Origin of the sequence: Candidatus Accumulibacter cognatus, from assembly GCF_000584975.1 — a bacterium.
In the GTDB taxonomy this organism is placed as follows: Bacteria; Pseudomonadota; Gammaproteobacteria; order Burkholderiales; family Rhodocyclaceae; genus Accumulibacter; species Accumulibacter cognatus.
The window spans coordinates 1-12,344 of record NZ_JDST02000059.1 but is presented as its reverse complement, the minus strand read 5'-3'; the positions used below and the strand labels follow the sequence as shown (position 1 = coordinate 12,344).

At 63.8% G+C, this 12,344-nt stretch carries 13 protein-coding genes; 10 read left to right on the top strand and 3 right to left on the bottom strand.

Annotated elements, in window-relative coordinates:
• The first annotated feature begins 119 nt into the window (after positions 1 to 119).
• The 4 genes from AW06_RS11550 (at position 120) to AW06_RS11535 (ending at position 3,363) form a co-directional block, all read left to right on the top strand.
• Positions 120 to 1,271 (top strand): aminotransferase class V-fold PLP-dependent enzyme, encoded by a 1,152-nt coding sequence (locus AW06_RS11550; RefSeq protein WP_034950073.1) that lies wholly within the window; start codon positions 120 to 122, stop codon positions 1,269 to 1,271.
• A gap of 88 nt (positions 1,272 to 1,359) precedes the next feature.
• A complete protein-coding gene (locus AW06_RS11545) occupies positions 1,360 to 1,716 on the top strand; it encodes a hypothetical protein (RefSeq protein WP_273704626.1) in 357 nt (118 codons plus the stop codon).
• A gap of 28 nt (positions 1,717 to 1,744) precedes the next feature.
• Positions 1,745 to 2,998: a ferric reductase-like transmembrane domain-containing protein gene (locus AW06_RS11540; RefSeq protein WP_034950066.1), complete on the top strand. Its 1,254-nt coding sequence runs from the start codon at positions 1,745 to 1,747 to the stop codon at positions 2,996 to 2,998.
• Positions 2,995 to 3,363 carry a cytochrome b5 domain-containing protein gene (locus tag AW06_RS11535; RefSeq protein ID WP_034950063.1) on the top strand — a complete coding sequence of 123 codons (369 nt, stop codon included), beginning with the start codon at positions 2,995 to 2,997 and terminating at the stop codon, positions 3,361 to 3,363. The genes AW06_RS11540 and AW06_RS11535 overlap by 4 nt, the downstream gene beginning before the upstream one ends.
• 121 nt (positions 3,364 to 3,484) lie before the next feature.
• Here the strand turns inward: AW06_RS11535 and AW06_RS11530 are convergent, their stop codons facing one another.
• The 3 genes from AW06_RS11530 to AW06_RS20480 all read right to left on the bottom strand — a co-directional run bounded on the left by AW06_RS11530 (position 3,485) and on the right by AW06_RS20480 (position 5,601).
• Positions 3,485 to 4,318: a PEP-CTERM sorting domain-containing protein gene (locus AW06_RS11530; RefSeq protein ID WP_171047189.1), complete on the bottom strand. Its 834-nt coding sequence runs from the start codon at positions 4,316 to 4,318 to the stop codon at positions 3,485 to 3,487.
• A 258-nt stretch (positions 4,319 to 4,576) separates the two neighbouring features.
• Positions 4,577 to 5,164 carry a YbaK/EbsC family protein gene (locus AW06_RS11525; RefSeq protein WP_138677209.1) on the bottom strand — a complete coding sequence of 196 codons (588 nt, stop codon included), beginning with the start codon at positions 5,162 to 5,164 and terminating at the stop codon, positions 4,577 to 4,579.
• On the bottom strand, positions 5,161 to 5,601 hold the full coding sequence (locus AW06_RS20480; protein ID WP_273704625.1) for a DUF3999 family protein: 441 nt from the start codon (positions 5,599 to 5,601) through the stop codon (positions 5,161 to 5,163). Before AW06_RS20480 ends, AW06_RS11525 begins: the two co-directional genes overlap by 4 nt.
• Before the next feature lie 444 nt (positions 5,602 to 6,045).
• On the opposite strand from AW06_RS20480, the gene AW06_RS11520 reads away from it, so the two are divergent.
• From AW06_RS11520 to AW06_RS11495, 6 genes are all read left to right on the top strand, one after another.
• The gene (locus AW06_RS11520) at positions 6,046 to 6,681 is read left to right on the top strand and encodes a glutathione S-transferase family protein (RefSeq protein ID WP_034950057.1); all 636 of its coding nucleotides are present in this window, start codon (positions 6,046 to 6,048) and stop codon (positions 6,679 to 6,681) included.
• A gap of 25 nt (positions 6,682 to 6,706) precedes the next feature.
• Entirely contained in the window at positions 6,707 to 8,776 is a 2,070-nt protein-coding gene (locus tag AW06_RS11515) for a pyridoxamine 5'-phosphate oxidase family protein (protein WP_034950054.1), read from the top strand.
• Between the two features lie 71 nt (positions 8,777 to 8,847).
• Complete coding sequence (locus AW06_RS11510; protein WP_034950051.1) at positions 8,848 to 10,287, top strand: dihydrolipoyl dehydrogenase; 1,440 nt, start codon at positions 8,848 to 8,850, stop codon at positions 10,285 to 10,287.
• Between the two features lie 601 nt (positions 10,288 to 10,888).
• Positions 10,889 to 11,185, top strand: a complete 297-nt coding sequence (locus tag AW06_RS11505; protein ID WP_034950249.1) for a DNA-binding protein — start codon at positions 10,889 to 10,891, stop codon at positions 11,183 to 11,185.
• A 16-nt stretch (positions 11,186 to 11,201) separates the two neighbouring features.
• Entirely contained in the window at positions 11,202 to 11,510 is a 309-nt protein-coding gene (locus AW06_RS11500) for a helix-turn-helix domain-containing protein (RefSeq protein WP_034950049.1), read from the top strand.
• Between the two features lie 86 nt (positions 11,511 to 11,596).
• On the top strand, positions 11,597 to 12,344 hold a 748-nt coding region (locus tag AW06_RS11495; protein ID WP_273704624.1), incomplete at its 3' end, for a toll/interleukin-1 receptor domain-containing protein.

Below are 12,344 nucleotides of genomic sequence, written 5' to 3'. Positions count from 1 at the left end.
TTTCCTGCCGCCAGGCTGTTTTGCGACTAGCGCGCCATGCGGACTTGGCGTTATTCTCCCCGTCCTTCACTGACGCAATTTTTGCTTTTTACCTCCCACTCAACTCACTGGAGACAATTGTGCCTGCACTGCTGCCCCAACCTGATCCCGATGGTCTGCTCGAATACTCGGTGGTCTATACCGATCGCTCCCTGAACCATATGTCGCAGCGCTTCCAGGGCGTGATGAAAGACATCGCGCGGATTCTCAAGACTGTCTACAACGGCAAGACGGCGATCATCGTACCGGGCAGTGGCACCTTCGGCATGGAAGCCGTGGCTCGCCAGTTTGCCACCGACAAGAAGTGCCTGATCATCCGCAATGGCTGGTTCAGCTTCCGCTGGACACAGATCCTGGAGATGGGGCGGATTCCCTCGGCCAGCATCGTGATGCAGGCTCGCCAACTCGGCGAGGAAAAACAGGCGCCGTTCGTTCCGCCACCGATCGAGGAAGTCGTTGCCCGAATTCACGCCGAGAAACCGGACCTGGTCTTTGCGCCGCACGTCGAAACCGCCTCCGGAATGATCCTGCCCAACGACTACCTGCGCGCCCTCGGTGAGGCCGTGCGCGCAGTCGACGGCCTGTTTGTCCTCGATTGCGTTGCTTCCGGTGCGGTCTGGATCGATATGGTCGCCAACTCGGTCGATGTACTGATCAGTGCTCCCCAGAAAGGCTGGACCGGTCTGCCCTGCTGTGCGCTAGTGGTGCTCGGCGAGCGCGCCCGGGAAAGGATAGACGCTACGACCAGCAGCAGCTTTGCCTGTGACCTCAAGAAGTGGATGCAGATCATGGAGAACTTCGAGAATGGCGGTCATGCCTATCACGCGACGATGCCGACCGACACGCTGGCGGCTCTGCGCGACGTGATGCGGGAAACCGAAAACTACGGTTTCGAGCGCGTACGCCAGGAGCAACTCGAAGTCGGCCTGCGCGTGCGCGCCTTGCTGACAGGCAAGGGTTTCAGGAGCGTTGCCGCCGAAGGCTTTCAGGCGCCAGGCGTCGTCGTCAGCTATACGGACGATCCGGAAATCCAGTCGGGCCGGAAATTCCTCGCCATTGGCGTTCAGACAGCTGCTGGCGTGCCACTGCAGTGTGGCGAACCGGCCGATTTCAGCACCTTCCGGATCGGCCTGTTCGGCCTGGAAAAGCTCCATAATCCCGACCGTACGGTACGCAATCTGGCCGACGCGCTCGATGCGGTGACGCGGATGCCCCAGCTGCCGGGAGCATGAGAGTACGAACATGAAATCCCGCTGATGCGGCTGCCCATGCACGAGCACTGTCATCTTCTTCTCATATCCGGGCAGGAGCAGGGCGGAAATGGCTGAAGCAGCGTTGCTGATCACCCGAGTTGGAGGGAAATGCGCAATGCCGCGCCAGGCGTTGGTATCCTTGCTTGTCATCGGGTTGATGCTGGCGGTGTCGGCTGCCGAGGCCGGCGGCCCCTGGCGGGCCAGCGAAGAGAATACCCGTGGCTGGCAGTTGATGACCCCCCAGGAACGGATCGACCATCAGGCCCGTATTCGGAGTTTCCGAACCCTGGAAGAATGTCGCGCCTACCAGCAGGAACACCATCAGCTCATGGAGCAGCGGGCCCGACAACGCGGGGTCGCGCTGCCCAGCGGTCGCCGGGACATCTGCGAACATCTCAAGCGCCCCGATGCCGTCGGTGAATAGCCTTTCACCGGATAGCAATCGATCGACGATGAACCGCCTGCGCTTTCTGTTGTTGCCGATCGTTGTTTCTTTCCTCGTTGGGGGGCCGGTTTTCTGGGCTTTTCCCGAAGGTCTTCGCTTCTGGCGAGCAACCGCGATCGTTCTGGGCTGGGTGGGTTGCGGTCTGCTGCTCGCCAGTCTGCTGCTGATGGTGCGCGAGGTGCGTCTGGCGATCTGGCTCGGTGGTCTTGAGCGGATGACGCTCTGGCACCACTACAGCGGCGTTGCGGCTTACCTGCTGCTGCTGCTCCACCCGCTGGCTCTGGCCGCCGATGGCTGGCAGGAATCGCCGCTGCTGGCCTGGCAGGTGATCTCGCCGTTTTCGGCGAACTGGACGATCTGGGTGGGCTGGGGAGCGCTGCTACTGCTGATGCTGGGGCTCGCCACGACCTTTGCCAGGCGTTTGCCTTACGGCCCCTGGCGCTGGCTGCACGGATTGTTGGGAATCGGCGTCATCGTCGGATTCGTGCATGTTCTTCTGCTCGGGATCAGCATTGCTGCTCTGCTCGCCACTCTGGCGGCCGTCCTGCTGCTGGTCTGGCGCCTGATCCGGGTCGACGCCGGCCTCGCCGCCAGACCCTACGTGGTCAATTCGGTTCACCCGGTTGCCCAGTCGATGGTCGAGGTTTCCCTGCTGCCGCTGGCCACGCCGATCGTTGCGCGGGCAGGCCAGTTTGTTCTCGTCGCCTTTTTCCACGGCCCGCAATACCGGGGATGCGGGGAATACCACCCCTTCACCATTTGCGCGACAGATCCCGGAGTGGCATTCAGAATTGGCATCAAAGCGCTGGGCGATTGCACGCAGCAGATGCAGAGGCTCGAACCGGGGGTGGCCGCGCGCGTGCAGGGACCTTTTGGCGAGTTCCTCGCCGAACGACCGGCGACTCCACAGATCTGGGTAGCGGGTGGTATCGGTATTACTCCGTTTTTAGCGATCCTCAGGAGCGAGGCGCTGAGCCAGCCGACGCGCCTGCTGTACCTGTTCCACAGCGCCGCGGATGCGGCTTTTCTAAATGAACTGCAAGCTCTTGCCGACCGTGATGCGCACCTCATCCTGGAAGCCGTGCCGACCGGCGCCGGCATTCCGAATGTAGAAAAACTCCTGCCGGCAAGCGACCTGTTGAGCGGGAACGAGTGCTATCTTTGCGGTCCGCCTGCCTTGGTCAAGAACATCTCACGCGTGCTGAGGGATCGTGGTGTAAGTGAGCAGAATATTCATTTTGAAAGGTTGGATTTCCGATGACCCGCAAACTCTTCGTTGTTTCTACCATCGCTTTCTGGATAGCAGTCACTGGCCTCGGCACCACATCAGTCTGGTGGCTGCCGACCGGACAGGCAAGCGCGCAGGCCAGGGAAAAAATCATCTCCCCGGCCGACCTCGCGAAACACACTTCACCGGAGAATTGCTGGATGGCCATTCGCGGCGCGGTCTATGACCTCAGCACCTACCTGCCGGAGCATCCATCCCGTCCGGACATCGTGCTGCCGTGGTGCGGCAAGGAAGCCAGCGAGGCGTACAACACCAAGATGAAAGGCCGGCCGCATTCGCCCTATGCTGACGAGCTACTCGCGAAATACCGCATCGGGTCGTTTGCCAAAGTCCCCTGAGCATGCGTCAACGCACATCGCCCTCCGCCTGTCCGTATCTGCTGCCCGTGCGCACGGCTGAAGGCCAGCGTTTGCGGCGGATTCCGGCTTTGTGTTCAAAGATCGAACAGGGGACTGAGGGTCACCTCCGTCTCCTGTTCGATTGGGTGCGACGCTGAATCAGCCCGAATAAACCCAGCCCCATCAAGGCCAGTGTGGTGGGCGCCGGAACATTCCCGGGCGGGTCGACGAAAATGCTGTCGTTGGCGCAGTTCTGCGTCCAGTGAATGTCGAAGGCCTTGCCATCCCAGCCGGCGGCAAACAGAAGACCGGTATCGATACTCATCTCGTAGAAATAATGGAGGTCGGTACTTCGCTGTCCATAGCCTGCCACCCCGACTGTCGTATACTTCAACTCGGCCTGTCCTACCTGCGTTCCACCGGTCATGTGCGTCGGATGAGCACGATCAGCGTTGCCTTTCTTGGCAAGGTTTCCCGCCGTGTCCCAGAGTCCGTAGGCCCACACCGGGTTCTTATAGACACCTCCCTCGACGCCAAATGTCTCGAAGGTGTAGGCACCCTTCTTGAAACCTTCGGCATGCAGAATGTTGATGCCGACATCGAAGCTGCCGTCCTTGTTGAAATCGATCGCGAAATCACCCGCGCCGTAACTGTTTCCCTGGTTCAAGGTCCGCGGGTTGTGGCCGGTCGCCAGGGCAATGTAGACCTTGCCGTCGGCCTTCTTCGCGTATAGCGCTTCGGCATCATAGGCCTGGCCACCCCAGCCGGGAGTCAGGTAGTAGGCGCCGACACCGATCTGATCTTCAATGGTGAACTGGATTCCGTCGGCAGGAATCCATGTTTTCGTATCCACTCCCCAATCGTCGAGTTTCCCGTCGATGATGAATGCAGCTGCCGGCAGGCTGCCTGCCACGCCCATGACGGCGATGGAGAATGAAAGGAGTTTTCTCATCATGTAATGCATTCAGCCAGGAATTTGTGTTTCGGGTAATCGAGCCTTCGTTGCTTGCAGGAGCGGCTGCGCGCCTCGACTTGGAGAGGGAGTGTCTCGTGAAACCACAGACGGCCGTTATGAATTACTGCACGGGGACTGACACGATTCCACTCCTTCAGGCATCCGCCGCGCTGGCGCCCGGGGTCGCAAACATTCCGGATTTCCTCACCTCCGATATGATTTTTCCTGGCAGAACGCGCAATGCGAATGAGGCTGTGGTTACGGAGAGGCTGGAGAGATTGCGACCTCGGCTGCCGTTGCGCCGGTCATGGCCAATAGTTCGCCCGGTGTCAGTTCGAAGACCGCATGTGGATGGCCGGCAGCGGCCCAGATCCGGTCAAAGTGCAGTAAATCCTGATCGACCAGTACGAGCGTTTGACCGCAATGTCCGACCGGACAGACCCCGCCGATTGCGTAACCGGTGCGCTGTCGCACGAAGGCAGCGTCGGCCTTGCCGAGCGGCCCGACCAGTGCGGCCACCTTGAGCTCGTCGACGCGGTTTGCGCCGCTGGCGATGATCATTACTGCCGCATCGTCCGAGAGGCGTCTGAAGACGATCGACTTGGCAATTTCGGCGACGCTGCAGCCAAGTCCTGCGGCTGCTTCGGCAGAGGTTCGGCCGCTCGCCGGTAACAGGACAACGGGCTTGCCGTGGCCGATCCGCAGCAGCAGATCAGCCACTCGCTGCGCACTATCAGGGAGTCTGGTGGCAGGTTCCACCGGTGTTGGCGGATGACCTCCGGCGCCGTCTGCGTCGCGCCCGACACCGCTTGCTGAAGAAAACTGCGAAGGCCTGTCGATGTTCATGATTGATCTCCTGTTTTCGACGCGCTGTTGTTCATCTGCCTGACAAGCCGCCACGCCATTCCGCCCAACACGAACACGCCGAGCAGCAGAACTCCCCACAGGACGTCAGTACGGTTGCGCGCCGAGCGGCCGGCTTGCGCCGCGGCGCTTTCAGCAGCCGTGCCGGTTTTACCGCTTTGTAGTTCGCCGACCTGAGCGGTTTGCTGTCCGGACGCAGGCTTGAGCCAAAGGGTTGCGCGAAAAGGTTCGCCACGTTGTCGGGTGAGGACTTTAGCCTGGATACCGGAAAGTCGGAAGCTGGATCGCGTATTCCATCTCGATGACTGCGACAGGAGACTGCGCGGGAGCCGATATGATCTTTGCCGCGCATACACGGTTTCCGGTAAATACCCGCCCCAGATTATCACATAGGAATCAGGCCGCCTCTTCTTTGGCAAGGGGAATCCTGTGCTATGCTGGTCGGGCGATTCCGGAGTGCACCCCGGACGGTATGATTTCCCCGGTTCAAGATTGCCGGTAACGGCGGCTCAAAAACCGGGCAGGGCATCGGGGTGCAGCAGGACGGCGTCACCAGGATGGGCACCCTCCAAGAGCCTGGAATCCTTGCCGAAACGGAATTGGACCATTTGGCACGCTTCAACGTTCAGAGGTCCTGGGAGGCCGATAGCACGCCGCCGGCACTTGCGGCGTTTAGCCGCAAGATCGGTAGGCCGTTTCCCCCGGAAGCGGTGCCAGGACTCCTGACATTTGATTTGCGCCGAACCGCGATTCCCTGCGGACGATTTTGATCCTACCATGTCTACCCGTGACTGGTGGCCGCCTCCGGTTACTTGCACCACGTCGTTCCCTGGTCCCCTCATCCCACTTTCTGGAGACTCTTCATGTCGGCTACCCCAGCTACCCCCATCAAACTCTATCGTCACCCCTTGTCCGGTCACGCCCATCGTGCGCAACTGATGCTGTCACTGCTCGGTCTGCCGATGCAACTCATAGACGTCGACCTGATGAAGGGGGCGCACAAACAGCCCGAGTTCCTGGCCCTGAACCCGTTCGGCCAGGTTCCAGTGCTCGACGACAACGGCACGATCGTCGCCGATTCCAACGCGATTCTCGTCTATCTGGCGCGCAAGTACGGAGGCGAGCACTGGCTGCCGAGCGACGCGGTCGGTGAAGCTGCCGTGCAACGGTGGCTGTCCGTGGCCGCCGGTCAGATTGCCTTCGGGCCGGCCGTGGCGCGTTTGGTGACAATATTCGGGGCGAAGAAGAATGCGGACGAAGCGATTGCCCTTGCACACACCGTGTTGAAGGTCATTGAACATGAGTTGTCGCGGCACGCCTTCCTCGTCGGTGACGGGATGACCATCGCCGATGTGGCGGCCTATACCTACCTCGCGCATGCGCCTGAGGGCAACGTATCCCTGGACGCTTACCCGAAGGTGCGCGACTGGCTGGCGAGAATCGAAGGTCTGCCCGGCTTTGTCAGCATGCAGAAGACCGCCGCTGGACTGGTGGCATGAGCACCGAAACCGGGAGTCGACGAGGATGAACGCGGCAACAGCTTCCCCCTGGCACCGCGGCGAACGCGAACTGCAACAGAGCGTCGGCGTCGCCGAACGCATGGAGGCATTTGGTCGCCAGGTCATCCGCGACTTCATGCCGGAGCAGCATCGCACGTTCTACCGGCAGCTACCGTTTCTGGTGATCGCCGCCGTCGACACGGCCGGCGATCCCTGGGCGACGCTCGTCGAGGGGCGCACCGGTCTGGCGCGGTCACCCGATGCGCGGCACCTGCAAATCAACGCCCTGCCCGGTCCGGGGGACCCCGCCCGCGGCGCGTTGATGCCGGGCGACGGCATTGGGGTGCTCGGCATCGAACTGCAGACGCGCCGCCGCAATCGCGTCAATGGCAGAGTGGTCGCGCGCGACGACCGCCGGTTGACGCTGCAGGTCGAGCATGCTTTCGGCAACTGTCCGCAATACATCCAGGCCAGAAGCGTCACGTTCTCCGGTGACCCCGCCGAGCCGTTCTCCAGTTCCGCTGAAATCCTGTCGACTCTCGACGCCGAGGCGACTGCCATGATCCGGGCTGCCGATACCTTCTTCGTCGCCAGCTATGTGGATCCGGAAGGAGTGGAGGGCAGACGGCAGGTGGACGCCTCGCATCGCGGCGGCAAGGCAGGTTTCGTCCGTATCGACGGCGATGTGCTGACCATCCCCGATTTTGCCGGTAACCTGCATTTCAACACATTGGGCAATCTGCGGGTCAATCCGAGGGCGGGGCTGCTGTTCATCGACTTTGCCAATGGCGACCTGCTGCAGCTGACCGGCCGTACCGAATTGCTCCTGGCCGGTGACGAAGTCAGCAGTTTCCAGGGGGCTGAACGGCTCTGGCGCCTGCATGTCCACAAGGCGGTGCGCCACCGCGGCGTGCTGAAGCTGCGCTGGCGCCCTGGAGAGGTTTCTCCCAATTCACTGCTGACCGGATCGTGGGAGGAGGCTCTGGCTCGCCAGCAGGCACAAGCGCTACGCAACCAGTGGCGGCGTTTTCGCATCGCGCGCATCACCAACGAAAGCTCGACCATCAAGTCGTTCCACCTCGAAGCCACCGACGGCGCCGGTTTGCCGCTCTTCAAGGCCGGGCAGCACCTGCCCGTCCGGCTGGCCCTTGCCGTGGGCGCCGCGCCGGTCATTCGCACCTACACCCTGTCGGCGGCACCGTCGGATGGCTACTACCGTATCAGCGTCAAACGCGAAGGACGCGTTTCGCAGTTCCTGCATGAGCACACCGCCATTGGCGATGAAATCGAGGCCCGTGCGCCGCTGGGCAATTTCGTCGTGGACCCGCACGAACTCCGCCCGCTCGTCCTCCTGTCGGCCGGGGTGGGCATCACCCCCATGCTCGCCATGCTGCGCGAGGTGGTGTACGAAGGCGTGCGTACCCGCCGCGTCCGCCGGACGTTTTTCGTCCATGCGTCGCGCACGCTGGCCGAACGGGCCTTCGACGGCGAACTCCAGGAACTGATCGCGCGTGCCGATGCTGCGGTCGAGGCGCTGCGCATTCTCAGCCAGCCCGAACCCACGGCCGTTCTCGGCGACGACTATGACCTTCAGGGCCGCATCGATCTGCCCTTCCTGAAGGCCATCCTGCCCTTCGACGATTTTGATTTCTACCTCTGCGGTCCGGCGGCGTTTGCGCAGGACCTGTACGATGGCTTGCGGGCGATGCGGATTGCCGACGAGCGAATCCACGTCGAGCAGTTTGGCCCCTCGTCACTGCGCCGACGGGAGCTGGATACGGTCACGGAAAGCCGCCTGCCCACCTTGCCGGTTGCCGAAGCTTCCGTCGCCGTCGTGTTTGCGCAGTCGGCCAAGGAGGCCCGCTGGCAGCCGGGCGGCGGCAGCCTGCTGGAACTGGCGGAAGCGCGTGGCCTGACGCCGGAATTCAGTTGCCGTGGCGGTTCCTGCGGTACCTGCAAGACCCGCTTGCTGGCAGGCCAGGTCAGCTATACGTCGCCGCCGGCCGTCGCACTGGCCACGGACGAGATTCTGATTTGCTGCTCGGTGCCGGCGGCAGGTGCCGGCAACGTGGAGGGTCTGGTGCTGGACTTGTAACGCATCGATGGCACCGATTCCCGGCAGTAGCGGGCATCGGCAACGATGGACCCGAGACAGGGGGGTTGCTCATGAATACACGGGAAGTTGATGTCGCCATTATCGGCGCCGGCACGGCCGGAATGTCCGCCTACCGCGCCGCGCTGGCGCATACCCGCAGCGTCGTGGTCATCGAGGGAGGTCCGTACGGGACGACCTGCGCCCGCGTCGGCTGCATGCCCAGCAAGCTGCTGATTGCCGCCGCCGAGGCCGCGCATGCGGCAAGGCACGCCGACGCCTTCGGTGTCGCCGTCGACTCGCTGCGGATCGATGGCGCCGCCGTCATGCGGCGCGTTCGTGACGAACGTGACCGCTTTGTCGGCTTCGTCACCGAGGCGGTGGAGCATTGGCCACCCGAGCACCGCCTGCGCGGTCACGCGCGCTTTGTCGATAGCCACACCTTGCAGCTTGGCGAGCACACGCGCGTAAAGGCGCGGCGCATCGTCATCGCCACCGGCTCGCACCCGAACGTACCGACCCACTGGCGCGAAGCCGCTGGCGATCGGCTGATCGTCAACGACGACGTCTTTGCCTGGCAATCGCTGCCGCAGTCGGTCGCCGTCCTCGGTAGCGGGGTGATCGCTCTGGAGTTGGCGCAGGCCCTGCATCGACTGGGTGTGCGCGTCTGTCTCTACGGCCGCAGCGCGCGCGTCGGCCCACTCACCGATCCCATCCTGCAGGCCGAAACGCGCAAGGTCTTCGCACAGGAGCTGTCGATGCGCCTGGGGGCGTCCGACCTGCATCTCCGGCGTGTCGGCAACGAGGTCGCCGTCCGCGTCGGTGACGAGGATGCGGCTGCTGAACAGCGCTACGAGTGGATACTGGCGGCGAGTGGCCGCCCCCCCAATCTGCAGGCACTCGACTTGCCGCAGAGCGGCCTGCCGCTGGACGCGCGTGGTGTCCCGCTGTTCGATCCCGGTACCGGCCAGGTCGCCGACAGCCACGTCTTCATCGCCGGGGACGCCACCCATGAACGGGAGATCCTCCACGAGGCAGCGGACGAGGGCCGCATCGCCGGTGACAATGCCGGCCGCTTCCCCGATGTGCGCGTACGTCCGCGTCGCGCTCCGCTGTCGGTGGTGTTCTCCGATCCGCAGATCATGCTCGCCGGACAGAGTCACGCGCAGTTGCTGCGCTCCGGGGTGGACTTTGCCGTGGGAGAGGTCTCGTTCGAGGATCAAGGGCGCAGCCGCGTGATGCTGAAGAATCGCGGTGCCCTGCATCTCTATGCCGAGCGGAGCAGTGGTCGCCTGCTGGGGGCCGAAATGCTCGGACCGGCGGCTGAGCATCTGGGGCACCTGCTGGCCTGGTCGGTGCAGCGAGGCGACAGCGTGCAGGCGATGCTCGACAGTCCCTTCTACCACCCGGTCATCGAAGAGGGCCTGCGAACGGCGCTGCGCGGGCTGCAACGTGCCTTGCGCATGGGGCCGCCGCCGGTCGAGCGTTGCCTGGACTGTGGTCCGGGCGCGTAAACTTCGGACCGGGCGCCCTGGTTCTGAAGTGGACGCTCTTGCTGGCGCCACGCCGGACAGCCGCCAACCTTGGGCTCACGAAGACGCCATCAGGCACTATCGCCAGGCGACCGAGCGCCAAGTCGTGCTGCGCGACTTGGCCGGCGAAGGCCGCGTCCGCAGCAACCTCGCCAACACGCTGCGCCGCCTCGGCCGGCTCCAGGAAGCGCGCCAAGCGAGCTTGCAGGCGCGCGACACGTACCTTGCCTACCGCCGCGACGGCGGCGAGAGCCATACCGGAGGTGCGCTGCTGGTGGCCGAAATCGCCCGCCTACTGCTCGCCGGCGAGCGACGCGCCCGGACTCGACTACGACGATGCCGCCGAAATCCTGCTGCTGCTCGACCGCCTGGCGGCCGCCGGGCGCTAAGCCCTGGGGTCGTCGAGCGCGCGATGGAGGTCATCGGAGCAATCGTGGTGGCGGCATTGTCTTGTGCACAGTGCAAGGGATGGTTCATCACGCAGCGTCGCGGCATCGGGACAAGATCTACGCTTCAGGCGCTGCACGTTTTTCTTGTGTTGATACCGCTTGACATGCTACGGGAAACCCGTAGAGATGAAATCCTGCGTACCGTGATCGAAACCCCGACATTCCAGAAACAGGCCGCGAAGCTGTGGTCCGAAGACGAGCGGCTGGCCTTCATCGACTGGATTGCCGCGAATCCGCTGGCCGGGGACGTGATCCCGGGTGCGGAGGGCGCACGCAAGGTTCGCTGGAGCCGTGCCGGGTCTGGCAAGTCTGGCGGGGCGCGGGTGATCTACTTCAATCTGAGCGCGCGGGAAGTCGTGCTGCTGGTGGCGGCGTATGGCAAGGCGGAACGCAGCAACATGCTGCCCGTCGAAATCGACAAGGTGGTGTGAGATGGAGATGACGCGAATGGACATCGAGAAGGTGGCAACGGCGATCGAGGCCGATGCCGGTGAAGCGCTGCCGGACCTGCGACAGGCGCTTGCCGAGGCGAGGGACGGGATGGGGCGGGTTACGACGCCCGAACAAATTCTGGTCCGCGAGGCGCGGAAGCAGTCGGGCCTGACGCAAGCGGCCTTCGCCGAGCGCATCGGAACCCCGCTGGCGACGCTGCGCGACTGGGAACAAGGACGCTTTGAGCCGCCGGGCGCGGTGTTGTGCCTGTTGCGCCTGATCGTCAAACATCCCGAGTTGTCTCAGGAATTGAGCGAAGCTTGAGATTCGCCGAACGGGAATCCGGCGTACACCGGCGTACACTTGTCCGCTCGCAGAACAAGAGCCAACACCGCTATGGGAAAGCCACGATGGCCGAGTATGCTTCCGGCAGCGAAACGCCCACCCCGTCGCTCACCTACTTCCTCTCGCACAGCAGCGGCGACGACGCCATCGTCCGCCAGATGCGCATCGCGTCCGCCGAGCTGGACACGTCCCTGACGATCGAATCGCGCGCCTTCCACGGCGGCGACCCGCTCGAATCAACGATCCGCGACGCGATAGCCAGCTCGTCCGGCGTTCTCGTCCTCGTCTCGCCGCGCGCCCATCAAGCCAGTTGGGTCGGCAAGGAACTGAAGCACGCGCTCGCCGTGCAGCGGCAGCGCGGCGGCGCCGACGCGTTCCCGGTCGTCCCGCTGCTCCTCGACGGCACGCCGCTCGGCGCGTTCGAGGCCTTGTTCGACGAAGCGCCGATCCACGTCACCATCGCCAGCACCGCGCCCGACGCCGCGCCGCACGCCCTCCTCGTCGCCTTGCGCCGGCGGCTGCCGATCGACGCCGCGCCGCAACCGCAACCGCCGGCCGAAGCGGTCGAAGAACTGCTGCTCAAACTCAGCGACCCGCGCGTCGTGACGCACGCCGTCGGCCGGCGGCGCGCGTGCGCGCGGGCGCGGCTGCTGCATGTCCCGGCGACGCCGGGGCAGCGCGAAGTGCACAGCGCCCGCTTCGCGCTCGAAGCACCGCTCGGCGTCATCGAAGCCGACGAGCTGCGCTGGTACCTCGAAGACTACGCCCTCTGGCCGAGCCCGCTGCTCGCCGAGCGCGCGCAGCGAATCGAAG